This is a genomic window from Paracoccaceae bacterium, from assembly GCA_019454225.1.
GTDB lineage: Bacteria > Pseudomonadota > Alphaproteobacteria > Rhodobacterales > Rhodobacteraceae.
Map to the genome: position 1 here is coordinate 3,062,255 of CP075370.1, position 25,549 is coordinate 3,087,803.

Below are 25,549 nucleotides of genomic sequence, written 5' to 3' on the forward strand. Positions count from 1 at the left end.
CGGCTGCAGGGTCGGCAACACCTTTGGCGGGCGCAAATCCGGCGATGCAGAGAATTTGTCGGCGAGGCGAACCCCGCGTTCCGCGAACCTAGCGGGAAAGCCGCGACAAATACAATGGGCGATTTCTGCGGTCAGGGGCGCTGCCAACGCTCCGGGCCCGGTCAGCCGATGTCGAGAATCAGCGGGCGATGGTCGGATACCTCGGGCAGCGCGGGCACATCGAAGGCACGCACCGGCACCTCGGGCGACACCAGCAGGTAATCGGCATGGCGCTGCGACTTGCGGTAGTGCGAGGTCCGCGTGTCCCTGTGTCCCCCCGCGATGACCAGATCGGTCAGCCCGATCTCGCGCATTATGGCGAAGGTGGCGCTGCCGGGCAGGATGTTGAGGTCGCCCGCCAGAATCACCGGATCGCCTGGCGCGCGCAGTGTGGCCAGGGCCGAGACAACGCGCCGTGCCTGATCCACGCGGGCCGGGGTATCGCCTTTGCCATCCGGGTCGCGCAAGCCGTGCAGGTGCCCGATCACGACATGACGGGCAAGGCGCGGCACATGAATGCGCAGGATGTGCAGGGCGCGCGGCACCGGCGGCGCCCCCCAGCCGTCCGGGCGGAAGGCGCCATGCGCGAATCCCTGAACCTGCCCGGTCACGGTCAGCCCCCGGTCGATCCAGGTGGCAATGCCGTGCAGCGACGCGTGGATACCCCCCTGCGCATCGCGCAGCGGCCCCTGCGCGGCCGCGCAGAACTGCCCCCGGTGGCCCGGCAGCAGCGCCGAGACATCGGCAAAGAGATCCGACCGCTGATCCAGCGCGCGTTCGTCATCCACATAGCGCAGCCAGTCCGGACCTGGTGCGACCGACTGGGTAACCTCCTGCAGGCAGAGCACATCTGCCCGGACCGCGGGAACCCAGGCCGCAAGCGCGGGCCACAGCGCGCCGCCCCAGGCGTTCAGGCTGACGATACGCATCCGGTCAGACGTAGTCGGCCCGCGTCAGGCCGTACTTTGCCATCTTCTCGTTCAGGGTGCGGCGGGGCAGGCACAGTTCCTCCATCACCGCGACGATGCTGCCCTTGTGGCGGCGCATCGTGTTGTCGATCAGCATCCGCTCGAAGGCATCGACGTAGTCGCGCAGGGGCTTGCCCTCGGTCGTCAGGGTCGGTCCGGCCGCCTCGTTGTCGGCCATCAGCAGGCTGGCGATCGAGCCCGTTCCCCGCCGATTCTGCAGGACCGCGCGTTCCGCCACGTTCACCAGCTGCCGCACGTTGCCGGGCCAGGGCGCCTGAAGCAGCTGCGCTGCCTCCTGCGCCGTGACCTGCGGTGCATCGCAGCCATATTCCTCGGCGAACTGTTCGGACAGGCGCGTGAACAGCGTCAGGATATCCTCGCCGCGTGTCCGCAGGGGCGGGCAGACGATCGTCATCGCGCCCAGCCGGTAGAACAGGTCGGGGCGCAGCAACTGCTCCAGCGTCTTGTCGGGGGCGTGCTGGTTGCAGATCGCGATGATCCGCGTCTCGGGTGGCGTGCCCTGATCGTTGATCACGGTCAGCAGCCGCGCCTGCAGGGCGCCCGGCATCGCCTCGATATCCTCAAGGCACAGTGTTCCGCCGCGCGCCTCCTCGACCATGGGCAGTGTCGCGCCTTCCTCGACCGGTCCGAACAGGCGGGCGGACAGCTGCTCCTCCGCCCAGGCGGCGCAGTTGATGGTCACGAACTTCTTCGACCCGCGCGGGCCGACCGCGTGCAGCGCATGGGCCACCAGCGTCTTGCCCGTGCCGGTTTCCCCGTCGATCAGGACGTGACCGTCCGCCTGCCCCAGATCGAGGATATCCTCGCGCAGCCGGTCCATCACGGCCGAGGTGCCGATCAGCTTCTTCATCACGCTGGAGCCGTCCGCCAGTTCCCGGCGCAGAGCGCGGTTGTCCAGCGTCATCCGGCGGGTCTGGGTGGCCTTCTTGGCCAGTTCGGTCATCCGGTCGGGGTTGAACGGCTTTTCGAGGAAGTCATAGGCGCCGATCCGCATCGCCTCGACCGCCATCGGCACATCTCCATGACCGGTGATCATGATCACCGGCAGGCCCGAATCCACGCTCATCAGCCGCTTGAGGAAGGCCATTCCATCCATGCCCGGCATCTTGATGTCGCTGACGACAACACCGGGAAAGTCGGCGCCGATTCCCTTCAGGGCCTCCTCGGCACTGGCATAGGTCTCTGTATCGAAGCCCGACAGGGCCAGCCACTGGCTGATCGACTGGCGCATGTCCGCCTCGTCATCGACGATCGCCACTTTCATCGCACGGGCCATCACGTCACTCCGCTGCTTCCATGTCGCGCCTGAGTAGCGGCAACTGCACCTCGAACACAGCCCCGCCGCCTTCACCGTTGCGTGCGGTCAGGCGACCGCCCAGATCGGTGACGATGCCCGAGGAGATGGCCAGACCCAGCCCGACGCCCTCACCCGGTTTCTTGGTGGTGTAGAAGGGTTCGAACAGATTGGCGAGATCGGCGATGCCATGGCCGTTGTCGCGCACCGACAGGCGCACGGCCTCATCCTCGGCAAGTGTCAGGTCGATGCGCGGCTCAGCCACGCCCTTGGTCGCGTCGAGCGCGTTGCGCAGCAGGTTGATGATCACCTGTTCCAGCCGGATGCGATCGGCCATCACCATGACCGGCTTGCGCGGCACCGCACGGGTGATCCGCACCACCCTCGCCTTCAGCTGCGGTTCCATCATCGACAGCGCCGAGGACAGGCAGGCCCGCACATCCACCGGCTCGAATGCCTCGCCGCCCTTGCGTGCATAGGACTTGAGCTGCCGCGTGATCGCGCCCATCCGCTCGATCAGGTCGTCGATCCGCTGGAACGACGACAGCGCCTCTTCCGGCCTGCGCCGTTGCAGCAACAGGCGCGCGCCGGCCAGATAGGTCTTCATCGCGGCAAGGGGCTGATTCAGCTCGTGGCTGACGGCCGCCGACATCTCGCCCAGTGCCGCCAGTTTCGACGATTGTGCCAGCGTCGCCTCGGCCACGGCCAGATCCTTGCGCACCTTCTCGCGCTCGGCAATCGCGCGCTGCAGCCGGGCGTTCAGCAGCCGCAGTTCGGCCGACTCACGCTGGAAGCTGACCGTGCGCGACCAGGCGCGGCGCGAGAAGATGTAGAATGTCGCGGCCAGCAGGATGGCGAAACCCATGATTTCGAGCGCCAGCACGGAATTGACCCGCTCACGCACGGAATCGAGCGCGGTGAAGGTCACGATGCGCCAGCCGCGGAACGGCACGCGCGCCTCCGCCCGGATCACGGCCTCGCCCCGCACATAGGCGTCGGGCGGCTCCTGCGTCCAGTCCTGCGCAATCTGCACCGCGCGGCGGATGGCCGATGGCGGGTCCTGCACCGCTAGCGCCTCGTCCACCTTCAGTCCCCGCCAGCGGGGTTCCGTCGACAGGATCACCCGCCCCTCGCTGTCGGTCACCAGCACCGCATCCGCCAGCCCGGCCCAGGAACGTTCGTACTTCTGCAGGTCCACGGCCACGACGATGACACCCAGCAGCTTGCCCTCGGCGGTCACGGCGCGCGAATAGGTGAAATCGGTGCCGCCTCCGCCATCACGGGGCGTGGCCGTGAACACCGTATCCTTGGTGCGCTGCGCGTCGACGAAATAGGCCGCGTTGCGGTGGCCCGAACCAAGCCTGTTCCGGTTCGTGGCACCGACCGCCCGCCCGTCCCGGTCCAGCAGCAATATCGAGGCCGCGCCGATTTCCGACTGGAACGAGATCAGCCGCTGCGAGGTCGAGGAATATGTCCCCGATGACAGCGCCCCGATCAGTTCGGGATCCCGCGACAGCAGCAGCGGCACGATGGAATTGCGCTGCAACTCGCTGACAAGATTGCCGGAGTAAAGCGCCAGCCGCACCTCCGACCGGTTCCGCGTCGCATCCGAGAAGCGGTCGGTAAGCCAGCTGTTCGTGACCAGCACGACCACGCCGGCAACCACCGCCAGGGCAACGACGACGATGCGCATCGTCCAGGTCAGGCCCTGGGGAACGGGATTGGTGGCCGGGGGTGCGACGGGCAGGGACAGATCCGGCGGCAGGTCCGGGGGCGCCCCGGTTCCGGACGGATCGGCGGGAGATGAAACAGGCGCGGCGGCGTCGGTCATGCGCGAAGTCTAGGCCGCAGGGCGCCCCCGCTCAAGCGCGGCAACGCAGCGCGGCGCAATCACACAGGCAGCGCCACGCCGACGAGCGCGCGGAAAACCGCCGCACCGTCCGGGGATCCGTGATCGGCGGTCATGGCGCGTTCGGGGTGGGGCATCATGCCGAGGACGCGGCGGTTCTCCGACAGAACTCCGGCAATATCGCCCATCGATCCGTTGGGGTTGTCGAGATAGGCGAAGGCGATCCGGTCCTCGCCGCGCAGCCGGTCCAGCGTCGGGGCATCGACCGTGTAGTTCCCGTCGTGATGCGCCACCGGGATGCGGATCTCGGCCCCCGGCGCATAGCCAGCCGTATAGGCGCTGTCGGTCGTTGCCACGCGCATCCGCACGCTGCGGCACACGAACCGAAGGCCCGCGTTGCGCATCAGCACGCCGGGCAGCAGGCCCATCTCGGTCAGCACCTGAAACCCGTTGCAGATGCCCAGAACGAACCCGCCACGCGCCGCATGGGCCGCGACCGCGGCAGATATGGGGGACCGGGCGGCGATTGCGCCACAGCGCAGATAGTCGCCGAACGAAAAGCCGCCCGGCACGCCCACCACGTCGGTCCCCGGCGGCAGCGCGGTATCCTTGTGCCAGACCCGTTCCACCGTCGCGCCCGCCTGCGCGAAGGCCAGTGCCAGGTCGCGGTCGCAGTTCGACCCGGGGAAGGTGATGACGGCAGCTTTCATGCGCGGACCTCAGGACTGCGGTTGCGTCCCGATTATCCCGAAGACGCGCCGCTTGCCAGTGCCAAGCGCGCCTGCGCGGTGCCTCCGGTCACAGGAAATGCGGGTTCGACCAGGCGCGGCGCCCCTCGGCATCGCGCACCGTCACACGCAGGAACGGCGATCGTGCCAGCCGCTTCAACGCGACACGCGCCGTCGTCATGCCCTCGCCATGCACCGAGACGGCGGCCGTGCCTGCCCCTTGCACGATCACGGTCTGGGCCGGGGAACAGTCGACCTCGACGGCGTCCGGCGTGATCCGCAGATCGTGGATCTCGGGGCCCTGGCTGGCATAGAAATGCCCCGCCTTCAGCGCATCGACCAGGGCGTCGGGGGCATTGGCCTCGGCCTTGACCATGACCCAGCCGCCGAAATGGTCGGGCTCGTAGAAATGCGCGTCATCCGTCGCGATCAGTGTCACCCGCCGCCCCTCGGCCAGCAGCAGGTCGGCGACCGCGGTGCCATCGGGGCGGTCGCAGCCCACGGCACATCCGTGATTGTAGATCTCGACCGCGTGTGCCGCCGTCACGGACCGCGCGTCACGCAGCGTCAGGCCCGACCATTGCGGATGCGCGATGGCCACGAAAGCACCGGCCGCCACGGCCCGTGCCGCCAGTTCGGGTCCGCTTTCCTGGCCGTCGACCGGTTCGAAATCCGGGCTGTCGGACGGCGCGAAATCAGGCGGCAGGCCGACCGCCAGAATGTGCCACAGCTCACCGTTTTCCATCGCGCCGGAATGCAGTTCTGCCCCCGGAATGGTGGTGAAGGCATTGGTTCGGAACGCCGTCGTATCGACGATCGGATAGCCGTAGGCGCCCACGAAGTGATCGGTCAGCGCCAGGAAATCATACCCCTGCTCGCGGTAGCGGCGGCAGACCTCCTCGGGGCTGATCACGCCATCCGAACGGGTGGAATGGGTGTGCAGGTTCCCCTTCCAGAACCGCCCGGGGGCGGCAAAGGCGGGCAGTCGGGTGGTGGTCATGTCGGCGCTCCCTCGAATGCTCTTCTTGTCGCAGTCCAGAATGACGGCAGCATACCGGCACGGCAACGGCGCGATGACGATGCCGCGTCACGCGACCCGCCTGCCCTGCACCCAGGCACCGCGCACCGCCGCCGCGTCACCGATCCGGGCGACGCGGATCACATCGGCGCGCGCCCCGGGGTCGAGGTGCCCCCGATCATCGAGCCCGGCCGCTGCCGCAGGGGCCCTGGTCACCGTGGCGACCCCGCGCGCCATGTCGCCCCAGATGTCGCCCAGCATCAGCGCGGCCGTCAGAAGGGCCGAAGGCACATAGTCGGACGACACGATGTCCAGAAGATCGGCCTCGGCCAGCGCCCGCGCCGCAACATTGCCCGAATGCGATCCGCCCCGGATCAGGTTCGGCGCCCCCATCATGACGGCAATTCCGTTGGCTCGGCAGGCCTCGGCGGCCTCGACCGTGGTCGGGAACTCGGCGAAGGTCACACCATGCGCGGCACTTTGGGCGACATCCTCGGGCCGGGTATCGTCATGGCTCGCCAGAACCGCCCCGTACCGGCGCGCTTCGGCAACCGCCACCCGTTCGTGCAGCGCCCCCATGCGCGCGCCCAGTTCCTGCTGGCTCGCGACATGGCCGGCGAACTCGGCCTCGGAATAGCCGTGCTTGCCCATCACATAGTCCTTCAGCGACTTCAGGTTGCGGAACTGGCGCTGGCCGGGGGTGTGGTCCATCAGGCTGACGATGCCCACGCGGTCGGCGGGGCCGAACTTCGCCATCTCGTCAACCAGCGTCTCGGAACATTTCTCGGCCCGCAGGTGCAGGAAGTGACTGATGCGCAGGGCACCCTGTGCCCGCAGCCCGAGGATTTCGTCTGCCAGGGCGCGGGCGTATTCGCCATAGTTGCCCTTGGCCTTCGACACCACCGACCCGACGCGCAGCGCATCGAAGACCGTGGTGATGCCGACGCCCGCCAGTTCCGCGTCATGGGCGATGATCGCCGGGGCATGCGGCCAGTTCACCCTTGGACGCGGCTCGATATGGCGCTCCAGGTTGTCGGTATGCAGTTCCACCAGGCCCGGCATCACCATGTCCCCGCCGCAGTCGATCGCACCGGGGGGAACGGCCGTCCCCTCGGCGATATCGGCAATCCGCCCGTCGCGCAGCACCACCGCACCCCGCATGACCTCGGACGGCCGGACGAGGAGGGCATTGGCGAGGATTGTCTCGGTCATGGGTGTATTCCTTGGCAAAGCGGTCGGCAGCCCGGTATCACGGCGGCGGAACAGCGTGAACGGAGGCTGGAATGCAGGCGACGGCGATCGGCGGCTATCGGCGCTATGCGATCTACGCCGCGCCCGACGGGCCGCTCGGGGCTTTCGGCGCGGCATGGCTGGGATGGGATCTGGGCGACGGGACCGAACCGGCGGCGCCGGTGGTGCCCGGGCTGCCGATGCCCCGCGAGGCGGTCGTTGCGACACCCCGCAAATACGGCTTTCACGGGACGATCAAGCCGCCATTCCGGCTGGCTGCGGGGGTTGCGCCGGAGGATCTGGACACCGCCGCGGCCGCGCTCAGCGCCGGGCTTGCCGCTGTCGCGCTGCCGGGGTTGCGGCTCCAACGGCTGGGCGGATTCCTGGCGCTTGTCCCGGATGGCGACCAGGCGTCGCTGTCGGCGCTTGCCGCACGGGCGGTCGAGGCGCTCGACCCGTTTCGTGCGCCGGCGGACGCGGCCGAGATCGCCCGTCGCAATCCCGACCGGCTGACCGAGCGGCAGCGTGCCCTCCTCGACCGCTGGGGCTATCCCTATGTGATGGAGGAGTTCCAGTTCCATCTCACGCTGTCGGGGAACCTGCCCGGGGATCAGGCCGACGCCGTCCTTGCGGCACTGGCACCGGCGATTGCCCCGGTCCTGCCGCGACCCTTCACGCTCGACAGTCTGGCGCTCTGCGGGGAAGGCGCGGATGGCCGGTTCCGCCTGATCCGGCGCTATCCGCTGGGTTGAGTCCCGCCCGGCACGGACTGACCGGCAGATCATCACCGCGCCACCCCTTCCGGTGCCAGGGCGGCCAGAAAGGCCGCCTCGGCCTCGGCCAGCGACCCGCCGTTCTGCACGACGCGAACCGGAATTCCGGGCGGCACCTCATACCGCGCCCGCGCCAGCCTTGCGGCGATGTCGGGTGCCGTTTCGCGCCCCCGCAGCGCAAGCCGTTCGGCCAGCACCTGGATCGGAGCGGTGACAAGGATCACGGCAAGGTTGGGAAACACCCCCCAGGCTTCGGCGAGCATCGCCCGGCTGCCATTGAACACCACATCCCGGCCCTGCGCGATGGCGTCGATGGCACTGGCGGGGATGCCATAGTCAAGACCGTGCGCCCGCCACGCCAGGCAGAATGCCCCGGCTTCGGCCCGCGCCGCGAATTCCGCCTCGGTGACGCCCTCGAACGGCTCGCCCCCGGCCTCCTCAGGCCGCGTGATCACGCGGCGCACCACATGCAGCGCGGGCCGCGCCGCACGGGCGGCCGCGATCAGTGTGTCCTTGCCGGCACCCGAGGGGCCGACAACGGCAAAGACGCGCCCGGCCACCTCAGGCCACCCGCGCCGGTGTGAACCCGGTCACGTCCACCAGCCGGTCACAGACCCGCGCCCGGGCGCCTTCGTCGTGGAAGATGCCCAGAATCGCCGCGCCGCGCGCCTTCGCCTCGTCGATCAGCGACAGCACGACCTCGCGGTTGGCGGCATCGAGGCTGGCCGTGGGTTCATCCAGCAGCAGCGCCGGATAGCCATGCACGAAGCCGCGCGCGATGTTCACCCTCTGCTGTTCGCCGCCCGAGAATGTCGTCGGCGACAGGCCCCACAGCCGTTCGGGAATGTTAAGCCGTGCCAGAAGGCCGCGTGCCCGGTCGCGTGCCTCGTCGGCGGCGACGCCAAGCGCAAGCAGCGGCTCGGCCACCACGTCCAGCGTTGCCACACGCGGCACCACCCGCAGGAACTGGCTGACATAGCCCAGTGTCCCCCGGCGCAGCGCGATCACGGTGCGCGGCTCGGCACCGGCAACCTCGACCCCGGCCACCCGGATGGACCCTGCGTCCGCCAGATAATTGCCCCAGACCATGCGCATCAGGGTGGATTTTCCGGCGCCCGACGCGCCTGTCAGCCCCACACACTCCCCGGCGCCGACGGCCAGCGCCGCACCCGCCATCACCGGGATCACGGCGCCCCCCTGATTGTGCAGCACGAAGCGCTTCTGCAGGTCGCGGACCTCGATCACCGGGTTCATAGCCACTTCTTCCACTTGAAGAACAGATAGGTGCCGACCGCGGCAGCCAGCATCATCCCGATTGCCATGGGATAGCCGTAGCGCCAGTCCAGTTCGGGCATATTGGTGAAGTTCATGCCATAGGCCGAGGCGATCACCGTCGGCGGCAGGAACACCACGGCGACAACCGAGACGATCTTGATGGTCTGGTTCTGGCTGAGGTTGATCATCCCCAGCGTCGCATCGGTCGCCAGCGCCACGCGCGCCGACAGGTGATCGGCGTGCACCTCAAGCGCGTGGATGTCGCGCATCAGGCCCTTCACGACCCCCTTGTGCCCGCCACCGCGCAGCCCCTCCGCCAGGGTCTGCCCGAAGTAGCTGATCGCGCGCTCGACCGTCAGCAACGACAGCCGGACCCGCGCCACCGCCTCGCCCTCGCGCCCGACACGACGCAGGGCCTGCTGAAGCTCTGCCGCGCCTGTGCTGCCCGCATCGCCATAGACCTCGCGCGCGATGGCATCGAGCGACCGGCCCGATCCTTCCAGCAGGTCGGCCAGTCGGCTGACGATCTCCTCGATCAGGCTCAGGAACACCGCGTCCGGCCCGGTGCAGCCCGGCCCGACCTTTTCAGCCCGTGTGGGATAGGTCTCGAACGGGCGCGGGGCGTGGTGGCGGACGGTGAAGGCGCGGTCAGCGGTCAGGATGAAGGTGACCGGGCCGGCCATGGGTTCCTTCGATTCGGACATCCCCGGCAGCACCACGGTCAGGTAATCGATGCCATCCTCCCGGTAGAGGCGGCTGGAGATCTCGATCTCCTCCATGTCCGCCAGCGTCGGCACCTCGATGCCAAGCGCCTGCACCGCATCGACCTGGGCCGGCTGCGGACGGTAGAGGTCGATCCAGACGGCCTCGGCCAGCGGCGCCTCGGGGGCCAGCTCTTCCAACCTGTTGCCTGCGATGCGATAGGCGAACATCATGGGTCAGACCTGCAGGACCGAAGAGACCAGAAGCTGCGTATAGGCGTGCTGCGGATCATCCAGAACCTGATCCGTCAGGCCCTGTTCCACCACAAGCCCCCCCTTCATGACCATCAGCCGGTCGGCCAGCAGGCGCACCACGGCCAGATCATGCGTCACGATCACCGCCGACAGGCCCATCTCGCGCACCAGCCCGCGCAGCAGGTCCAGAAGCCGCGCCTGCACGCTGACATCCAGCCCGCCGGTCGGTTCATCCATGAACACAAGACGCGGGCCCGTCACAAGGTTCCGCGCGATCTGCAACCGCTGCTGCATGCCGCCCGAGAACTGGCGGGGGCGGTCGTCGATGCGGGCGGGGTCGATCTCGACACGGTCCAGCCAGTCCTCTGCCGCGCTGCGGATCCGGCCGTAGTGCCGCGCGCCCACTGCCATGAGGCGTTCACCGACGTTGCCGCCCGCGCTCACCCCCATGCGCAGCCCGTCGCGGGGGTTCTGGTGGACGAAGGCCCAGTCGGTGCGCCCAAGCATGCGGCGCTCGGATTCGGGCATGGTCACCGTGTCGCGCGGGCCTTCGCGCGTGTCGAAGATCACCGCACCCGCGTCGGGCACCAGATGCCCGGCCAGACAGGACAGCAGGGTCGACTTGCCCGACCCGCTTTCCCCCACGATCCCCATGACCTCGCCCGGCCACAGGTCGAACGACACGTTCGAGCATCCGATGCGCGCGCCGTAGCGCTTTGTCAGGTCCCGTACCGACAGAAGCGGATGGGTTGTCATCCCCGAAACCTCATGCCGCATCGCGACCCCTCCGGACCGGGCGCGCGGCAGGGGACTGCCGGTTCCTTCGGCCGCCGGAACATGAAACCGCTGCCCGCATCACGCTGCATCCTCCTGCGGCCCCGGTCCGAAGCCCGCCGCGCGCCGCCCGGCGCACCAGTCGGTGTCGGAACAGACGAACATCCGCCCGCCCGCATCGTCGACGATCACCTCGTCCAGATAGCTCGTGCCGCAACCGCACAGCGCGCATTCCCCGGCGGCCTTCGACGGGTCGAAGGGATGATCCTCGAAGTCCAGGCTGACGGCCTCGGTCCAGGGCGGCAAGGCATAGATCCGCTGTTCGCGCCCCGCGCCGAAAAGCTGGATCGCGGCACAGCCGGACAGACGCGGATTGTCGAACTTGGGGATCGGTGACGGATCCATCACATAGCGCCCCTCGACCTTCACCGGATAGGCGTAGGAGGTCGCGATGGCGCCGTGGCGCGCGATGTCCTCGTACAGCTTCACATGCATCAGCCCGTAGTCCTGCAAGGCGTGCATCCTCCGGGTCTCGGGTTCGCGGGGTTCCAGAAACCGCAGCGGTTCGGGGATCGGCACCTGATAGACAAGGATCTGCCCCTCGGCCAGCGGCGCCTCGGGGATGCGGTGGCGGGTCTGGATGATCGTGGCCTCGGCCGTCCGCTCCGTCGTGGCGACCCCCGCCGTCCGCTGGAAGAAGCGCCGGATCGACACGGCATTCGTGGTGTCATCGGCCCCCTGGTCGATCACCTTCAGCACGTCGCCCGCCGTCAGGCAGGCGGCCGTCACCTGCACCCCGCCCGTTCCCCAGCCATAGGGCATGGGCATCTCGCGGCTGGCGAAGGGCACCTGATAGCCCGGCACCGCCAGACCCTTCAGGATCGCCCGGCGGATCATCCGCTTGGTCTGTTCGTCCAGATAGGCGAAGTTGTAGGCGGGGGTAAGCGCGGCGTCGGTCATACTTTTGCCCGATTTCTCTGCTGACGTGACCGTTGGAGGGGTGCGCCGGGTCGGAAGGAGCCCGCATCGCGATGCTGGAACTTGCTCTCTTGATATGCGGTGCAGCCACCATCGCGGTCGTCGGTCGCGCGGCGATCAACGTGCTTCGCCCCCTGATGGCGGCCGACCGGCGCCGCAGCGTCTGACATGGTCCATATCCGCCCGGGGCGCAGGCCATGACAGGCACCGATCTGGCCATCATCTGCGCGGTCGTGGCGGGCGTGCTGGCCCTGCGGAGGATCGCCCTTTCCCTGCTTCACAGGTTCGCACCGCCCTGGGCCGTCGGCCCCGGCGGCCTCCTGATCGACACGCGCGGACGGCTGGGCCTGTTCCAGATGCAGCAGGACCCGCGGCATCGCGGCTTCGGCGACGGCTCCGACAGCGATCCGGGCGGCGGGCGCTGCGACTAGGGTCATTCCGTGCCCCCCGCGGCAGCCCTCAGCCGCCGGACCAGTTCCAGTTCGCTCTGGAAGTCGACGTAGTGCGGCAGCTTGATGTGTTCCAGAAATCCGGTCGCCTGGATGTTGTCGGCATGCATCAGGACAAATTCGGAGTCCTGCGCCGGGGCGCCCGCGAAATCCTCGCCCAGTTCCTCCCATCGCAGGGCCCGGTCGACAAGACTCATCGAGATCGCCTTGCGCTCGGACTGCCCGAACACCAGACCATAGCCGCGGGTGAACTGCGGCGGCTCGGTGCGTGATCCCTTGAACTGGTTCACCGTCTCGCATTCGGTCAGCTCGACCTCGCCGATTTCCACGGCGAAACCCAGTTCGGGAATGTCCATCTCGACCGCCACGGTCCCGATGCGCAGCTCGCCCACGAAGGCATGGGTGCGCCCATAGCCACGCTGGGTGGAATAGGCCATTCCCAGCAGGAACCCCTCGTCCCCCCGGGCCAGGGCCTGCAGGCGCAGGGCGCGCGGGGCGGGCAGTTCCATCGGGTCGCGCGTCAGGTCCGGGGGCGTGTCATCCGACCGCTGGTCGATCTCTATCATCCCGTCACGGTTCAGGAACCCGGTGATATGCGGCGTGCGGGCCGGGTCGGACGGCGCATCCGCCGGCACCTGTGCGCCCGAGGGCGCCGCATCGTCTTGCCGGGGCGCTGCGGCGGGTGGCCCGCCTTCCGCCATCAGCGCAAAATCCAGAAGACGATGCGTATAGTCGAAGGTCGGCCCCAGCACCTGCCCGCCCGGCGCGTCCTTGAAGGTCGCGCTGATCCGGCGGATGCAGGCCATCGAGCCGCTATCGACAGGGCGCGAGGCACCGAAACGGGGCAGCGTCGTGCGATAGGCCCGGATCAGGAAAATCGCCTCGATCAGGTCGCCACGCGCCTGCTTGATGGCAAGCGCCGCGAGGTCGGGATCGTAGAGCGATCCCTCGGCCATCACCCGGTTGACCGCCAGCCGCATCTGTTCGCGGATCTGGGCCACCGTCAGTTCCGGCACGGCGGGGTCGCCCCGCCGTTCCTCGGCAAGGTAGGCATGTGCCTCGTCGATCGCCCGCTCGCCGCCTTTCACCGCCACATACATCAGGCCGCCTCCACCCGGGTTGACCGTGGCACCGCCGCCAGACGGTCGCCGCAGGTCAGGAATGCGTCGAACCCCAGCGGGAAGCGCGAACGGTTCATCGCAAAGGGCGCCGGATCGGGCAGCGACAGCCACGCATGGTCGCGGATACCGGGACCGGTCAGCCGCGCGCCGCGCGGTTCCAGCTGGTCGACCTCGATGATCAGGGTGACGGACCGGTCAGGATACTCGGGCGTTCCCAGGGGAAAGCGCTCGGGCGCACCAAGCGCCGCAAGACGGCCGACCGCAAAGACGGCCTGCCCCGGCGCCGCCATCGGCGCCCCGGTATGGAACGCGATCCAGCCGCGCATCTCGTCCGTGTCGTGTGACGGGGCCAGATGGACGGGCGTCGTCGGGTCGGCCAGCGTCAGCAGCAGGACGCCGGCCGCCACCGACAGCGGCGCGGGCGGCAGCGCCCCGGCGACACGCTCGATGCGGCCGGGCCGGGCCATCGCCTCCATCGCGGCGCGGAAGGCCCGTGCCGCTTCATGCGGCGGGTCGGCAAAGCCCCCGCCCAGCGTTGCACCCGCGATCACTGATCCTCTCCCCGCACCAGCGTGAAGAACTCGACCCGTGTGCGGGCCGCCCGGTCCGCGCGGGCCCGGCGGCGGGCGGATTCCTCGGTCGCAAGGGGTTCGAGCACCCGGGCCCGAACCTCGGCGGCCTGCGGGCCCTGCATCAGCGCGTCGACGATGGCGGCCCGCAGCGCATGCCCCCGGTCGCGGCCCTGCACATGGGCATGGCCCACCTCGCCCGTGGCCAGGCGCAAGGTGCAGCGCGTGACCGTCATCTCTCCCAGGTTGAATGGCGCACCCGCACCGCCTGCCCGCCCACGCACCATCACCGCGCCGGTCTCGGGGCCGCGCAGCACCGCATGGCCCGGCAGTTCGGCAGGCATCAGCCCCGCCAGGCGGTCGGGCCGGGCGCGTGCCAGCAGCCCCATCCAGCCCTGCCGCGGGGCGTTGTCGTCTTTCGCATGGTCAGGATCGCGGGTGTGGTGGGACATGTCGGTTCTTGCTATACAACTAGACATCTGATACGCCTTCGCCACCTCCGCTACAAGCCCCAAGGCTGTGAAACTTTGATGACGGACCGCCCCGCATGACCGCCGCCGAACCCCTATGGCAATCCATCGCGCAATCCCTGTCGGCCGAGATCGCGCAGGGCATCTATGCGCCCGGCGACCGCCTGCCGACCGAGGCGAAACTGTCCGCGCGGTTCGGCGTCAACCGCCACACCGTGCGGCACGCACTGGCGCAGCTGGCGGAACAGGGGCTGGTCCATTCGCGGCGCGGCGCGGGGGTGTTCGTGCATGCGGCGCCGACGGAATACCCGCTGGGGCGCCGCGTGCGGTTCCACCAGAACCTGACGGCATCGGGCCGCACCCCCGCACGCCGCCTGCTGGCGCTCGACACCCGGCGCGCGACGACGGACGAGGCGCAGGCGCTCGCCCTTTCGGCGGGCGCAATGGTCCATGTCTACGAAGGGCTCTCGACTTCCGACGGGATGCCGGTGGGCCTGTTCCGGTCGGTCTTTCCTGCCAGCCGGTTCCCGGGCCTGTGCGAGCGGTTGCAGCACACGCTTTCGGTCACCGAGGCGCTCGCCGCCGAGGGACTGTCGGACTACACGCGGGCCTCGACCCGCATCACCGCGAAGATCGCGCGCGGCACCCGCGCGGCCCTGCTGCATCTGTCCGAAGGTGCGCCGCTCCTGCGGACGGTCGCGATCAACGTGGACGATGCGGGCGTCCCGGTGGAGTTCGGCACGTCGTGGTTCGCGGGCGACCGCGTGACCCTGGTCGTCGCGCCCGAATAGAACCTCAGGTTGTCATGAACCCGTCGCGCAACCGGTTTATCCACAGGCAGACCCCGACACGAGCAGCGCCATGCCCCTGCCCTTGCCCCCCCTGCGCCTGACCGGCGCCGACATCCTGCGCGACGGCGAGATGCAGCGCCGTTCGGTCTGCATCGCGGACGGCCGGATCGCGCGCGGACCGCTGCCCGAGGTGGACCTGACCGGATACCTGATCCTGCCCGGCATCGTGGACCTGCACGGCGACGGATTCGAGCGTCACCTGTTCCCCCGGCCCGGGGTCGACTTCCCGCTGGCCGCGGGCCTTGCCTCGACCGACCGCGAGGCGGCGGCCCATGGTGTGACGACAGCCTGGCTGGCGCAGGGCTGGAGCTGGGAGGGCGGCTCGCGCAGCCCCGAGGGGGCCGAGGCGCTGCTGTCGGCGCTTGCCGCCTTCCGGCCCCGCGCGCTGACGGACCTGCGGGTGCAGCTGCGGGCCGAGATTCATCTGGTCGAGGCGGGCGCGCGGCTGATCGCTGCCGTCGCCCGGCACCGTGTGGGCTATGTCGTGTTCAACGACCATCTGGAGCAGGGCCACGAGATGCGCCGCCTGCGGCCGGATGCCTTTGCCCACTGGTCGCGGCGCAACGGCCGCACCCCCGAACAGATGCTGGCGGCCATCGAGGCGGCAGAGGCCCGGTCGCGCGAGGTACCCCGCCACCTGTGCCGTCTGGCCGACGCGTTCGACGAGATGGGCGTTCTGTACGGCAGCCATGACGACCCCGATGGCGAGACGCGCGAGCGATACTCGATGATCGGCGCCCGGATCGCCGAGTTCCCGACCACCCGCCGGGCTGCGGCCGCGGCCCGGGCGATGATGTCGCCGGTGATCATGGGGGCGCCGAATGTGGTGCGGGGCGGCAGCCAGTCGGGCAACGTGTCGGCCTGCGACCTGATCGCCGAGGGGCTGTGCGACGCGCTCGTGTCGGACTACCACGTGCCGGCCCTGGCGCTTGCGGCCTGGACGCTGGTGGACCGGGGCATGATGGCGCTGCCGCAGGCCTGGGCGATGATCTCGACCCGCCCGGCCGAGATCATGCGGCTGGCGGACCGCGGCCGCATCGAGCCGGGGCTGCGGGCCGACCTGACGGTGGTCAACGCGGAAACCCGGATGGTCGAGGCGACCATCGCGGCGGGGCGGTTGTCCTGGCTTTCGGGCGAGGCGGCGCGGCGGTTCCTGGCGCAGCCGCAGGCGATGCGGATGGCCGCCGAGTAGCGCCGCCGGTCAGCCGCCGTAGCGGTCGAGGAAGGCCTCGGCCGGCAGGCTGCGGAAGTCGGGCAGCGCCTGGCGCAGCCGGTCATGGTCCCAATCCCACCAGGCAAGGTCGATCATCCGTGCGGCGATGCCGGGGGGAAGGCGGGGGCGCAGCGGGGTCGCGGGCACCCCCGCCACGATCATGTAGGGCGCCACGTCGCGGGTCACCACCGCGCCCGCCGCAACCACGGCGCCCGCCCCGATCATGACGTCGGGCTTCACGATGGCGCCGTGCCCGATCCAGGTATCCGGACCGATCACGGTGCGGCGGGCGGCGCGGGCGGCGAAGAACCCCGCGTCGTCGGGTTCGTCGGGCCAGTAGTAGCGGGAGCGGTAGAGGAAGTGGTGCAGCGAGGCGTTGGCCATCGGATGATCGGTCGGGCCGATGCGCGTCATCGCGGCGATGTTGGCGAACTTGCCGACGGTGGTGTTGGCGATGTCGGACAGGCGGTCGCAGTAGGCATAGTCGAGGAAGGCCGAGTTCACGATGCGGGACCCCTGCCCCACCTCGCACCAGGCGCCGAAGGTCGTGGCCACGATCTCGCAGCCGGGGTGCAGGTAGGGTTCGGTTGCGGAAAGCTGGGGCATGGCAGGGTCCGGCTGGGGCGTCCCATCGTGGGACATTTTCTGAGCCTTTTGGAATCAACGGGTTACAAAACCGACTTAACCACTTTTTCATGATCTGGCCCGGGTCGGCAAGCACGCGACCGGGGGAGCGCCCGGCGCGTGCCGGGCCCGTGTCCGGCCGGGCCCCGGCTTATCCCTTGATCAGCCTGCGGCGCAGCCAGCCGGACAGCGTGTCCATCAGCATGACCATGAGGATGATCAGCAGGATGTAATAGGTCACCTCTTCCCAGTCCTTCTGGGTCTGGATCGCCTGGGTGATGAAAAGGCCGATGCCGCCCCCGGTGATCGCCCCGATGATCGTGGCGCTGCGGGTGTTAGATTCGAACAGATACAGCACCTGCGACAGCAGGACCGGCGTGACCTGCGGGATCACCCCGAAGCGGTAGCGCTGCACGGGCCGCGCGCCGGTCGAGCGGATCCCCTCGATCTGCTTGTCGTCGACATTCTCGAGCGCCTCGGAGAAGCTTTTTCCGAAGCTGCCGACATCGGTGACGAGGATCGCGAGCGCCCCGGTCAGCGGCCCGGGACCGAAGGCCCGCGACAGGATGATCGTCCAGATCAGCCCGTCCACACCCCGGATGAAATCGCAGACGCGTCGGGTGACGAAGCGGACGGCCACGAAGGGGGCGAAGTTCTTCGCCGCCAGAAAGGCGATCGGCAGCGCGATGATCGCGGCGCCGAAGGTGCCAAGGAAGGCCATGAGGACCGTTTCGCCGATCGCCCAGAACACATCGGCGTGGCGCCACATCGCGTTGCCCATGAAATCGGACCATGCACCCGCGATGTTGGTTCGCGCGGGGTCAAGCTGCGGGCCGGTCAGGATGGTCCAGAGGGACTGGTTGTAATAGGGGCTGTCGAGCGTGAACCAGAACAGTTCCCAGCCGAAGAAGTAGCGGAACACCTCGTCCTTGGACCTGGTGGCGGTCAGGCGGCCCGCATCGGTGGTGATGGTCACCCGGCTGTCGGAGGCGTTGATCCAGGCGGGCGTGTCGGCGACCGGCAGGGACAGGCGGATGTTCTGCCCGTCACGGGTGATGTCGATCAGGCCGAAGCCCGGGACGTCATAGGTGACGCGGCGATCCGGCAGGAAGCGCACGACATGCCCCTGCCCGAGGTCGATCACCTTCTCGTCCGCGCCCTGCCCGATCCAGTCGGGATAGAGTTCGACCGGGAAGCGGCCCTTGGCCTCGCCTTCCTTGGTGACGTCGAGCCCGCCGGTGCGGCCGTCGCGGGTGACATGCACCTTGTGGCTGTAGCTGTCAGCCAGAAGGATGCGCGCATTGTCGAGCCGCGCGCGTTCGGCCAGCCCCGGCACGTCGAAGGCGAAGAAGATGTACGCCAGGTAGATGACGATCAGCGCAGGCACCGCCATGGCCAGGCGGCGCTTGGAGGCGATCAGCGCATGCGCGCGGCTGCGGGCGTCCTGCGCCGAGAATTCGGCCGTCACGGTCATGCCTGGCCCCCATGCACCAGCCGGTTGCGGAAGTAGCTGGAAATCTGGTCGAAGAAGACGATGGCGGCGAACAGCAGGATGAAGATCGCCGCCGACATGTCGAAGCGGCCGGTGCCGAAGGTCATGGCGTTGCGCAGTTCATAGCCGATGCCGCCTGCGCCGACGAAGCCCAGGATAGCCGAGGCGCGCACGTTGATCTCGAACCGCATCAGCGTGTAGCTGAGGTAGTTGGGCGCGACCTGCGGCATGACGCCCAGCATCATCCGCTGCGACCACGACGCGCCCACCGATTGCAGCCCTTCGAGCGGCTTCATGTCGACGTTCTCGGCCACTTCCGAGAACAGCTTGCCAAGCGCGCCCGCCGTATGGGCGGCAATGGCGATCATCGCGGGCACCGGCCCGCCGCCCAGGATGAAGATCAGGACTAGCGCGATGACGATTTCGGGGAATGCCCGCTGGATGTCCATCAGCCGGCGGAACAGCGGGATCAGCCGGGGAAAGGGGGCAAGGCCGCGGGTGGACAGAAGCGACAGCATCAGCCCGCCGATGGCGCCCATGATGGTGGCGACGGCGGCGATGTTGATCGTCTCGATCAGGGCCGGGAAGAAGGTGACCAGATGGCCCGGCAGGTTGGCGCGCTTTTCCCAGGCCTCGGAGACGAGGCCCGCCGGGAAGTCGAGCACCTGGAACCAGCCGTTCGCGAATGAACCCGCGCTGCGATCCTCGACGATGCGGAAGCCTGCGATCATCAGCACGATGAAGACGGCAAGCGCGATCCCGGAATAGAGCTGCCGCTGGCGCGTCAGGGCAAGGTAATGCGCCTGCGTCGATGCCAGCAACGGCGAAGGAGCGGGAAGATCGGCCATGGGATACCTGCGCGCAAGGACGGGTTCCGGCCTGCGCCGGAACCCGTGGTCAGACCAGGTGTCGGATCAGTTGGTCTTGGACTGCTGCGCCACGCGGACGGCGATGATCGTCTCGTAGGCGTCGTGGCCGATCGGGGTGAAGCCCGCGGTCTCGCCCGCGGCCACGCCGTAGGCGCAGGCCTGGTCCTTGGCGTGCAGGCCGGCGGTCAGCTCGATCATCTTGGCCTTGACGTCCTCGGGCAGCGCGTTGCGCAGGACGATCGGGCCTTCCGGGATCGGCGACGACTTCCAGATCTCGACCAGGTCGTTCATGTCGACCAGACCGGCATCCACCGCGCGGCGCAGCGCGCCCGAGTTGTAGCCGTCTTCCCAGTCGCCCTGGCCGTCGGCCCAGGTCACGGCGCCGTCGAAGTCGCCCGCGTTCACGCCGACGATCGACTGCTCATGCCCGCCCGAGAACACCACGTCCGAGAAATACTCGCCCGGCTTCATCGAGTAGCCGGCAGCCGGCAGTTCCACCAGCGGGATCAGGTAGCCCGAGGTCGAGTTCGGGTCTGCGAAGGCGAACTTCTTGCCCTTCATGTCCTCGAGCGAGGTGATGCCCGAGTCCTTCCGCGCAAAGCCGATCGAGTGATAGGTGAAGGAGCCGTCGAGGTTGGTCTTGACCAGAACCGGGGTCACCGCATCGGGGTTTTCCAGATAGACGGCGGCATAGGCCGAGGCGCCGAGCCAGGCCATGTCCAGCGTGCCGCCGATCAGGCCCTGGATGACTCCGTTGTAGTCGGCGGCGGTGAACAGCTTGGTCGGCACGCCGAGCGCTTCCTCGGTATAGGCGCGGAAGCATTCGTTCGAGGCGAGGCGGTCCTGGGCGTTCTCGCCACCCAGAAGGCCGATGCGGAACTCGGTGATTTCCTGCGCCTGCGCGGCGCCGGTCAGGGCGGTGGTGGCAGCAAGGACGGCAAGCAGCTTTTTCATCTGTCGTCTCCGGTGGTGAAAAGGCCCCGCGGGATGCGCGGGGCCGGGGTGAAGGGATCAGGCGTTCAGCATCGCGGCCCGGTAGGCCGTATCCTGCGGAAGGGCGTCGATGGCGGTGGAGGTCGCGGCCTCGGAGAAGCTCGCGTCGGCGCCATAGATGTCGCGGGCGACGCCGGTGGTCAGCTGGTCCGCGGTGCCGTCGAACACGATGCGCCCGTCGCGCATGCCGATCACGCGGTCGCAGTAGCGGCGCGCGGTGTCGAGCGTGTGGAGGTTGGCGATCACCATCCGCCCGTCCTCGACATTGATGCGGCGCAGCGCGTCCATCACGATCTGCGCGTTCATCGGGTCGAGGCTGGCGATGGGTTCGTCAGCCAGGATGATGCGGGGGTCCTGCATCAGGGCGCGGGCAATCGCCACGCGCTGCTGCTGCCCGCCCGACAGGGCCTCGGCGCGCTTGGGGGCCTGTTCGACGATTCCCAGACGGTCGAGTATGGACAGCGCCTTTTCGATGTCGGCGCGGGACCACAGGTTGAACATCGTCTGGAGCGTCGAGCGGCGGTTCAGGACCCCGTGCAGCACGTTCGACACCACGTCCATGCGCGGCACGAGGTTGAACTGCTGGAAGATCATCGCGCATTGCGACTGCCATGCGCGCATCTGGGCCCCGTTCAGGGCCAGGATGTTGCGCCCCTCGAACCGGATTTCACCGGATGTCGCATCGGTAAGCCGGTTCATCATGCGCAGGAAGGTGGACTTGCCAGCGCCGGAGCGACCGATGATGCCGACGAAGGCCGGGCGGTCGACCGAGAACGAGATGTGGTCAACCGCGGCCTTCTGGCCGAACATCCGCGTGACCGTCTGAACGTCGAGCAGCATGCAACCCCCTGCGGTTGGCCGGGGGATAGGTGGCGGCTGCAAAGGCGATGTGTCGGTTCCGCGAAACTTTGGTGACAGTGGCGGGACAGGCCGGGCCGTTGCCCGGCCCCGCGCGCCCCGCGCGATCGGTCAGGCCGGGAAATACCCCTCGGCACGCAGGTCGACAGCCTGCCCGGTCAGCGCCGACTTCTGCGCGGCCATGCCGATGGCCGCGGCCCACCAGCCATCGGCCAGCGTCACCTCGACCCCGCCCTGCCCGGCGGCGGCGCGGGCGAAACCCTGATGCTGGTAGAAGGTCGATCCGTTGTGGTCGCCCGCGGCCAGGATGGTCGGATCGACCGGCACGTCAAGCACGCGCGGCCCCTTGGGATCGCGGGGCGAGACGATCACCTGCGGCACCGGCGGTTCACCCAGATGCGCGGGCCAGAAGCGGCCCGGGCCGGGCACCAGGCATTCGATCTTGCCCAGCGGCCCGACCGCCGAGATCTCTTCCTGGTAGCGGCTGCCCTCGGCGAACATGCACAGTTCCAGCATCGCCCGCAGACCGTTCTCGAAGTCGACGATCACATAGGCGTTGTCCCAGATGTCGGGGGTGCGGCCGTCGACCGATTCGTCCCTGTGGTTCACGTCCTGCCCGCCCGAAGCCATCACGCGGACCGGGTTGCAGCCGGCGACAAGGCGCATCAGGTCGAAGAAATGGCAGCATTTCTCGACCAGGGTGCCGCCCGACTGCACGTTGAAGCGGTTCCATTCCCCGACCTTGTGCAGGAAGGGAAAGCGGTGTTCGCGGATCGTCAGCATGCGGATCCCGCCGGTCGCCGCCTGCGCCTCGCGCAGCAGATGCGCGACGGGGGGCATGTAGCGGTATTCCATGGCCACCCAGATCGGCGCGGGATAGGCGGCGCGCAGCGCGGCAAGGCGGGGTGCGTCGGCCGGATCGGTGAAGAGCGGCTTCTCGACCAGCACCGGCAGCGGACGGATCGCCGCGATCTGTTCCAGCTGTCCGACGTGCAGGTAGTTGGGGCTGGCGATCAGCAGGCAGTTCACGGCCTGCACCGCCAGAACCGCGGCGACCGATTCCACCATCGCCGCGCCGGGCGCGAAGCGCGCGGCCTCGGCGCGCATCGCCGGGTCGGGCTCGAAGATCGCCACCACCTCGGCCTGTGGCAGAAGGGCGATGTTGCGCAGATGCTCCTGCCCCATCATGCCGCACCCGATGATGCCGTAACGGATTGTCTTCACGTCCTTGTCCTCTGTTCGGGCGCGTCGCGCGCCGCATTTCCGACGGCGCGCGCTATTTCAGCCGCGCCACATACCTGACCCGCTGCGGGTCGAACCACGTCAGGGAAACCTCGGCCCGGGCGCCATCCTGCACCCAGGAGATGCGCGTCACCTCTGGCAGGAGCGTGCCGGGGGAATGGGGAAAGGCCGGTGGCGCCCAGTCCGGCAGTGCCCCCTGCCCCAGCCGATCTTCGGCCCGCTGCACCCAGAGGCCCAGGCGCGTGCGGTAGAACAGATAGAGCGACTCCGACAGATCCTCCGGCGCGATGCGCGGCACATAGGCACCGTCCAGCCAGATTTCCTCGACCGCCGCGGGCAGACCCGAGATGAACCGCAGGCGGCGGATGCGATGCGCGTCGGGCGAGGTGCCGAACTCGGGCAGGTCGGGGCGCTTGGCGACGCGGTCCACCGCCAGCACCTGCGCCGTCGGCAGCCCGCCGCCGGTCAGCAGTTCAAGCCGGAAGAAGGCATAGACGCTTTCGGCATCGGCGCGGGCGCGCACATAGTTGCCCGACCCCTGCACGCGGCTGAGCATACCCTTGGCCGCCAGATCCTTCAGCGCCTGGCGCAGCGTGCCGACGGCGATGCCCAGCGATGCGGCCATCTCGCGCTCGGGCGGGAGCCGTTCGCCGTCGATCAGCCGGCCTGACGCGATGTCGCGGATCAGGAGTTCGCTGATTTGCTGATACAGCGGGAGCGCACCGCTTTTCATGGCCGACTCGCGTCATTTCGAACAATTGATATAGTATTGATCTATATCATTGCGGATGCTACGCAAGAGGAAAGTTGAATCTCAGGGAGAGAGAATCAGATGACCGTGGTCCCCATCACCTCGCCCGATCTGGACGGCGCCGAGGTCAGCTGGTTCGCCGCGCTGTGTTCGGACGACTATCAGTACCTGGGCGTGCCCGACGGCCGCCTAAGGTCGTCCTGGGAGCACTGCTCGGAGATCGTCCGGACCGCCGAACGCCTGGGGTTCCGCAACATCCTGTGCCCCTCGTCGTTCCAGGTGGGGCAGGACGTGCTGACCTTCGTGGCCGCCTGTTCGCAGGTGACCGAGCGCATCAACATGCTGGCGGCGATCCGCTGCGGCGAGCTGCACCCGATGATGCTGGCCCGGACGGTGGCGACGCTGGACCACATGATGAAGGGGCGGCTGACGCTGAACGTCATTTCGTCGGACTTCCCCGGCGAGGTCGAGGACAGCGCGCGCCGCTACCGCCGCAGTCACGAGGTGGTGCAGATCCTGCGCAAGTGCTGGACGCAGGACGAGGTTTCGCACGACGGCGAAATCTACAAGATCAAGACCCTGCCCGCCGACCCCGCGCGGCCCTACCAGCAGAACGGCGGGCCGCTGCTGTACTTCGGCGGCTACAGCCCGGATGCGCTCGAACTCTGCGGGGCGCAGTGCGACGTCTACCTGATGTGGCCCGAGCCGAAGGAGATGCTGGCGCAGCGCATGCGCGACGTGAACGCCCGCGCGGCGGCGCATGGGCGGACGCTGGACTACGGGCTGCGCGTGCACATGATCGTGCGCGATACCGAGGCCGAGGCACGGGACTACGCCGAGCATCTGGTGTCGAAGCTGGATGACGAATACGGCAAGCTGATCCGCCAGCGGGCGCATGACGCGGGGTCGCTGGGCGTGTCGCACCAGGCGCGGGCCCGCGAGCTGGCCGACCAGTTCGGCTATGTCGAACCGGGAATGTGGACGGGCATCGGGCGGGCGCGGTCGGGCTGCGGCGCGGCGCTTGTCGGGTCGCCGGACCAGATCCTGACCAAGCTGGAGGAGTATCGCAAGATGGGCATCCGCGCGTTCATCCTTTCGGGCTATCCGCATCTGGACGAGGCAGAGCATTTCGGCACGAAGGTCCTGCCGCAGCTGACGACGGTCAGCCTGCCGCATGCCTATGGCCGGGTGCCCGCCGAAACCCCGGCGACGCCGCTGGGCACGGGGGCACGCCGCTGATGGAACGGATCACGATTGCCGATGGCCTGACGTTCAGCCGCATCGTCTATGGCATGTGGCGGCTGGGGGACGATGCGATCACCGTGTCGAGCCATGTGCAGGCCAAGATCGAGGTCTGTCTGGCGCAGGGCATCACCACGATGGACCAGGCCGATATCTATGGCGACTACACGGCCGAATCGATCCTGGGGGCCGCGTTCCGCGCCAGCCCGGGCCTGCGCGACCGGGTGGAACTGGTCACCAAATGCGACATCGTGGCCCCGGTGGGCCGCCATGCCGGGGCACGGCTGAAGCACTACGACACCTCGCCCGGCCATATCACCGCATCGGTCGAGACCAGCCTGCGCGAGATGGCGACCGACCGCATCGACCTGCTGCTGATCCACCGGCCCGACCCGCTGATGGACCACGACGCGACCGGGCGCTGCCTGGACGATCTGGTGGCCAGCGGCAAGGTGCGGGCCGTCGGCGTGTCGAACTTCCGGCCGTGGGATTTCTCGCTGCTGCAGTCGGGCATGGCGACGCGGCTGGCGACGAACCAGATCGAACTGTCGCTGATGGCGCATGAAGGCTTCGTGAACGGCGACGTGGCCGACCTGCAGGAACGCCGCCTGCCGGTCATGGCCTGGTCGCCGCTGGCGGGCGGCCGGCTGCTGGCCGAGGCGCCGCAGCGCCTGCGCGAACGGCTGGACGATCTGGGCCACGCGGCAGGAGCCGACTGGTCGGCGGCGGCCGTCGCCTGGCTGCTGGCCCATCCGGCGCGCATCCTGCCGGTGATGGGCACCAACAGCCTGCCCCGGATCGCCGCGATTTCCGACGCGCTGAAGGTGCCGATGGATCGCCAGACATGGTTTGAACTCTACACCTTGGCCCTGGGCCGCGAGGTGGCCTGAGATGCCGGATGG

27 protein-coding genes are annotated in these 25,549 nt (G+C 68.7%); 6 read left to right on the plus strand and 21 right to left on the minus strand.

Annotation, left to right across the window (positions count from 1 at the left end; genetic code table 11):
- Window positions 1–161 precede the first annotated feature (161 nt).
- From KF887_14505 to KF887_14530, 6 genes are all read right to left on the minus strand, one after another.
- Window positions 162–968: an endonuclease/exonuclease/phosphatase family protein gene (locus KF887_14505; protein ID QYK40615.1), complete on the minus strand. Its 807-nt coding sequence runs from the start codon at window positions 966–968 to the stop codon at window positions 162–164.
- Between the two features lie 4 nt (window positions 969–972).
- On the minus strand, window positions 973–2,304 hold the full coding sequence (locus tag KF887_14510) for a sigma-54-dependent Fis family transcriptional regulator (protein QYK40616.1): 1,332 nt from the start codon (window positions 2,302–2,304) through the stop codon (window positions 973–975).
- 4 nt (window positions 2,305–2,308) lie between these two features.
- Entirely contained in the window at window positions 2,309–4,015 is a 1,707-nt protein-coding gene (locus tag KF887_14515; protein QYK43588.1) for a sensor histidine kinase, read from the minus strand.
- A gap of 197 nt (window positions 4,016–4,212) precedes the next feature.
- Window positions 4,213–4,881: a phosphoribosylformylglycinamidine synthase subunit PurQ gene (purQ, locus tag KF887_14520; protein QYK40617.1), complete on the minus strand. Its 669-nt coding sequence runs from the start codon at window positions 4,879–4,881 to the stop codon at window positions 4,213–4,215.
- Window positions 4,882–4,969: 88 nt separating this feature from the next.
- Window positions 4,970–5,899: a CehA/McbA family metallohydrolase gene (locus KF887_14525; GenBank protein QYK40618.1), complete on the minus strand. Its 930-nt coding sequence runs from the start codon at window positions 5,897–5,899 to the stop codon at window positions 4,970–4,972.
- Between the two features lie 87 nt (window positions 5,900–5,986).
- Window positions 5,987–7,129 carry an alpha-D-ribose 1-methylphosphonate 5-triphosphate diphosphatase gene (locus KF887_14530; GenBank protein QYK40619.1) on the minus strand — a complete coding sequence of 381 codons (1,143 nt, stop codon included), beginning with the start codon at window positions 7,127–7,129 and terminating at the stop codon, window positions 5,987–5,989.
- Between the two features lie 86 nt (window positions 7,130–7,215).
- Between KF887_14530 and KF887_14535 the strand changes: the two genes are divergently transcribed.
- Window positions 7,216–7,899: a DUF1045 domain-containing protein gene (locus tag KF887_14535; protein QYK43589.1), complete on the plus strand. Its 684-nt coding sequence runs from the start codon at window positions 7,216–7,218 to the stop codon at window positions 7,897–7,899.
- A 32-nt stretch (window positions 7,900–7,931) separates the two neighbouring features.
- Here KF887_14535 and phnN read toward each other — a convergent pair whose 3' ends face one another.
- The 5 genes from phnN to KF887_14560 form a co-directional block, all read right to left on the minus strand.
- Window positions 7,932–8,480, minus strand: coding sequence for a phosphonate metabolism protein/1,5-bisphosphokinase (PRPP-forming) PhnN (gene phnN / locus KF887_14540; protein ID QYK40620.1), 549 nt, complete (start codon window positions 8,478–8,480; stop codon window positions 7,932–7,934).
- Between the two features lies 1 nt (window position 8,481).
- Window positions 8,482–9,165 carry a phosphonate C-P lyase system protein PhnL gene (gene phnL / locus KF887_14545; protein QYK43590.1) on the minus strand — a complete coding sequence of 228 codons (684 nt, stop codon included), beginning with the start codon at window positions 9,163–9,165 and terminating at the stop codon, window positions 8,482–8,484.
- A gap of 5 nt (window positions 9,166–9,170) precedes the next feature.
- Window positions 9,171–10,130 carry a magnesium transporter CorA family protein gene (locus KF887_14550; protein ID QYK40621.1) on the minus strand — a complete coding sequence of 320 codons (960 nt, stop codon included), beginning with the start codon at window positions 10,128–10,130 and terminating at the stop codon, window positions 9,171–9,173.
- Window positions 10,131–10,133: 3 nt separating this feature from the next.
- The gene (gene phnK / locus KF887_14555; GenBank protein ID QYK43591.1) at window positions 10,134–10,907 is read right to left on the minus strand and encodes a phosphonate C-P lyase system protein PhnK; all 774 of its coding nucleotides are present in this window, start codon (window positions 10,905–10,907) and stop codon (window positions 10,134–10,136) included.
- 99 nt (window positions 10,908–11,006) lie between these two features.
- The gene (locus KF887_14560; protein QYK40622.1) at window positions 11,007–11,885 is read right to left on the minus strand and encodes an alpha-D-ribose 1-methylphosphonate 5-phosphate C-P-lyase PhnJ; all 879 of its coding nucleotides are present in this window, start codon (window positions 11,883–11,885) and stop codon (window positions 11,007–11,009) included.
- A 215-nt stretch (window positions 11,886–12,100) separates the two neighbouring features.
- On the opposite strand from KF887_14560, the gene KF887_14565 reads away from it, so the two are divergent.
- A complete protein-coding gene (locus KF887_14565) occupies window positions 12,101–12,334 on the plus strand; it encodes a hypothetical protein (GenBank protein ID QYK40623.1) in 234 nt (77 codons plus the stop codon).
- A gap of 2 nt (window positions 12,335–12,336) precedes the next feature.
- Here KF887_14565 and KF887_14570 read toward each other — a convergent pair whose 3' ends face one another.
- Genes KF887_14570 through phnG form a run of 3 tightly spaced genes read right to left on the minus strand, consistent with a single transcriptional unit; the run spans window position 12,337 to window position 14,494 of the window.
- Window positions 12,337–13,452, minus strand: coding sequence for a carbon-phosphorus lyase complex subunit PhnI (locus tag KF887_14570; protein QYK40624.1), 1,116 nt, complete (start codon window positions 13,450–13,452; stop codon window positions 12,337–12,339).
- On the minus strand, window positions 13,452–14,021 hold the full coding sequence (phnH, locus tag KF887_14575) for a phosphonate C-P lyase system protein PhnH (GenBank protein ID QYK43592.1): 570 nt from the start codon (window positions 14,019–14,021) through the stop codon (window positions 13,452–13,454). The genes KF887_14570 and phnH overlap by 1 nt, the downstream gene beginning before the upstream one ends.
- Window positions 14,021–14,494 (minus strand): phosphonate C-P lyase system protein PhnG, encoded by a 474-nt coding sequence (gene phnG / locus KF887_14580; GenBank protein ID QYK40625.1) that lies wholly within the window; start codon window positions 14,492–14,494, stop codon window positions 14,021–14,023. The genes phnH and phnG overlap by 1 nt, the downstream gene beginning before the upstream one ends.
- A 95-nt stretch (window positions 14,495–14,589) precedes the next feature.
- Here phnG and phnF point away from each other — a divergent pair, with 95 nt between their 5' ends.
- On the plus strand, window positions 14,590–15,303 hold the full coding sequence (gene phnF, locus KF887_14585; protein QYK40626.1) for a phosphonate metabolism transcriptional regulator PhnF: 714 nt from the start codon (window positions 14,590–14,592) through the stop codon (window positions 15,301–15,303).
- Between the two features lie 70 nt (window positions 15,304–15,373).
- A complete protein-coding gene (locus KF887_14590) occupies window positions 15,374–16,555 on the plus strand; it encodes an alpha-D-ribose 1-methylphosphonate 5-triphosphate diphosphatase (protein QYK40627.1) in 1,182 nt (393 codons plus the stop codon).
- Between the two features lie 9 nt (window positions 16,556–16,564).
- Here the strand turns inward: KF887_14590 and KF887_14595 are convergent, their stop codons facing one another.
- The 7 genes from KF887_14595 to KF887_14625 all read right to left on the minus strand — a co-directional run bounded on the left by KF887_14595 (window position 16,565) and on the right by KF887_14625 (window position 23,387).
- Window positions 16,565–17,182 carry a chloramphenicol acetyltransferase gene (locus tag KF887_14595; GenBank protein ID QYK40628.1) on the minus strand — a complete coding sequence of 206 codons (618 nt, stop codon included), beginning with the start codon at window positions 17,180–17,182 and terminating at the stop codon, window positions 16,565–16,567.
- A gap of 169 nt (window positions 17,183–17,351) precedes the next feature.
- Window positions 17,352–18,674, minus strand: coding sequence for a phosphonate ABC transporter, permease protein PhnE (gene phnE, locus KF887_14600; GenBank protein ID QYK40629.1), 1,323 nt, complete (start codon window positions 18,672–18,674; stop codon window positions 17,352–17,354).
- Entirely contained in the window at window positions 18,671–19,540 is an 870-nt protein-coding gene (phnE, locus tag KF887_14605; protein ID QYK40630.1) for a phosphonate ABC transporter, permease protein PhnE, read from the minus strand. The genes phnE (KF887_14600) and phnE (KF887_14605) overlap by 4 nt, the downstream gene beginning before the upstream one ends.
- 66 nt (window positions 19,541–19,606) lie before the next feature.
- The gene (phnD, locus tag KF887_14610; protein QYK40631.1) at window positions 19,607–20,515 is read right to left on the minus strand and encodes a phosphonate ABC transporter substrate-binding protein; all 909 of its coding nucleotides are present in this window, start codon (window positions 20,513–20,515) and stop codon (window positions 19,607–19,609) included.
- A gap of 57 nt (window positions 20,516–20,572) precedes the next feature.
- On the minus strand, window positions 20,573–21,391 hold the full coding sequence (gene phnC, locus KF887_14615; GenBank protein QYK43593.1) for a phosphonate ABC transporter ATP-binding protein: 819 nt from the start codon (window positions 21,389–21,391) through the stop codon (window positions 20,573–20,575).
- Between the two features lie 132 nt (window positions 21,392–21,523).
- Window positions 21,524–22,636: a Gfo/Idh/MocA family oxidoreductase gene (locus tag KF887_14620; protein QYK40632.1), complete on the minus strand. Its 1,113-nt coding sequence runs from the start codon at window positions 22,634–22,636 to the stop codon at window positions 21,524–21,526.
- A gap of 52 nt (window positions 22,637–22,688) precedes the next feature.
- A complete protein-coding gene (locus KF887_14625; protein QYK40633.1) occupies window positions 22,689–23,387 on the minus strand; it encodes a GntR family transcriptional regulator in 699 nt (232 codons plus the stop codon).
- A 99-nt stretch (window positions 23,388–23,486) separates the two neighbouring features.
- On the opposite strand from KF887_14625, the gene KF887_14630 reads away from it, so the two are divergent.
- A complete protein-coding gene (locus KF887_14630; protein ID QYK40634.1) occupies window positions 23,487–24,644 on the plus strand; it encodes an LLM class flavin-dependent oxidoreductase in 1,158 nt (385 codons plus the stop codon).
- Window positions 24,644–25,537, plus strand: a complete 894-nt coding sequence (locus KF887_14635) for an aldo/keto reductase (protein ID QYK40635.1) — start codon at window positions 24,644–24,646, stop codon at window positions 25,535–25,537. The genes KF887_14630 and KF887_14635 overlap by 1 nt, the downstream gene beginning before the upstream one ends.
- Window positions 25,538–25,549: the final 12 nt, after the last annotated feature.

Excerpts from the sequence above, each read along its gene's own strand:
- KF887_14510 (QYK40616.1), bottom strand. The coding sequence starts at position 2,304 with ATGGCCCGTGCGATGAAAGTGGCGATCGTCGATGACGAGGCGGACATG.
- KF887_14595 (QYK40628.1), bottom strand. The coding sequence starts at position 17,182 with ATGCCCCAGCTTTCCGCAACCGAACCCTACCTGCACCCCGGCTGCGAG.
- KF887_14530 (QYK40619.1), bottom strand. The coding sequence starts at position 7,129 with ATGACCGAGACAATCCTCGCCAATGCCCTCCTCGTCCGGCCGTCCGAG.
- phnK (QYK43591.1), bottom strand. The coding sequence starts at position 10,907 with ATGACAACCCATCCGCTTCTGTCGGTACGGGACCTGACAAAGCGCTAC.
- KF887_14635 (QYK40635.1), top strand. The coding sequence starts at position 24,644 with ATGGAACGGATCACGATTGCCGATGGCCTGACGTTCAGCCGCATCGTC.
- KF887_14625 (QYK40633.1), bottom strand. The coding sequence starts at position 23,387 with ATGAAAAGCGGTGCGCTCCCGCTGTATCAGCAAATCAGCGAACTCCTG.
- KF887_14550 (QYK40621.1), bottom strand. The coding sequence starts at position 10,130 with ATGATGTTCGCCTATCGCATCGCAGGCAACAGGTTGGAAGAGCTGGCC.
- purQ (QYK40617.1), bottom strand. The coding sequence starts at position 4,881 with ATGAAAGCTGCCGTCATCACCTTCCCCGGGTCGAACTGCGACCGCGAC.
- KF887_14560 (QYK40622.1), bottom strand. The coding sequence starts at position 11,885 with ATGACCGACGCCGCGCTTACCCCCGCCTACAACTTCGCCTATCTGGAC.
- phnG (QYK40625.1), bottom strand. The coding sequence starts at position 14,494 with ATGTCCCACCACACCCGCGATCCTGACCATGCGAAAGACGACAACGCC.
- KF887_14515 (QYK43588.1), bottom strand. The coding sequence starts at position 4,015 with ATGCGCATCGTCGTCGTTGCCCTGGCGGTGGTTGCCGGCGTGGTCGTG.
- KF887_14525 (QYK40618.1), bottom strand. The coding sequence starts at position 5,899 with ATGACCACCACCCGACTGCCCGCCTTTGCCGCCCCCGGGCGGTTCTGG.
- phnF (QYK40626.1), top strand. The coding sequence starts at position 14,590 with ATGACCGCCGCCGAACCCCTATGGCAATCCATCGCGCAATCCCTGTCG.
- KF887_14565 (QYK40623.1), top strand. The coding sequence starts at position 12,101 with ATGACAGGCACCGATCTGGCCATCATCTGCGCGGTCGTGGCGGGCGTG.
- phnD (QYK40631.1), bottom strand. The coding sequence starts at position 20,515 with ATGAAAAAGCTGCTTGCCGTCCTTGCTGCCACCACCGCCCTGACCGGC.
- phnE (QYK40629.1), bottom strand. The coding sequence starts at position 18,674 with ATGACCGTGACGGCCGAATTCTCGGCGCAGGACGCCCGCAGCCGCGCG.
- phnE (QYK40630.1), bottom strand. The coding sequence starts at position 19,540 with ATGGCCGATCTTCCCGCTCCTTCGCCGTTGCTGGCATCGACGCAGGCG.
- KF887_14505 (QYK40615.1), bottom strand. The coding sequence starts at position 968 with ATGCGTATCGTCAGCCTGAACGCCTGGGGCGGCGCGCTGTGGCCCGCG.
- KF887_14570 (QYK40624.1), bottom strand. The coding sequence starts at position 13,452 with ATGTATGTGGCGGTGAAAGGCGGCGAGCGGGCGATCGACGAGGCACAT.
- KF887_14590 (QYK40627.1), top strand. The coding sequence starts at position 15,374 with ATGCCCCTGCCCTTGCCCCCCCTGCGCCTGACCGGCGCCGACATCCTG.
- KF887_14630 (QYK40634.1), top strand. The coding sequence starts at position 23,487 with ATGACCGTGGTCCCCATCACCTCGCCCGATCTGGACGGCGCCGAGGTC.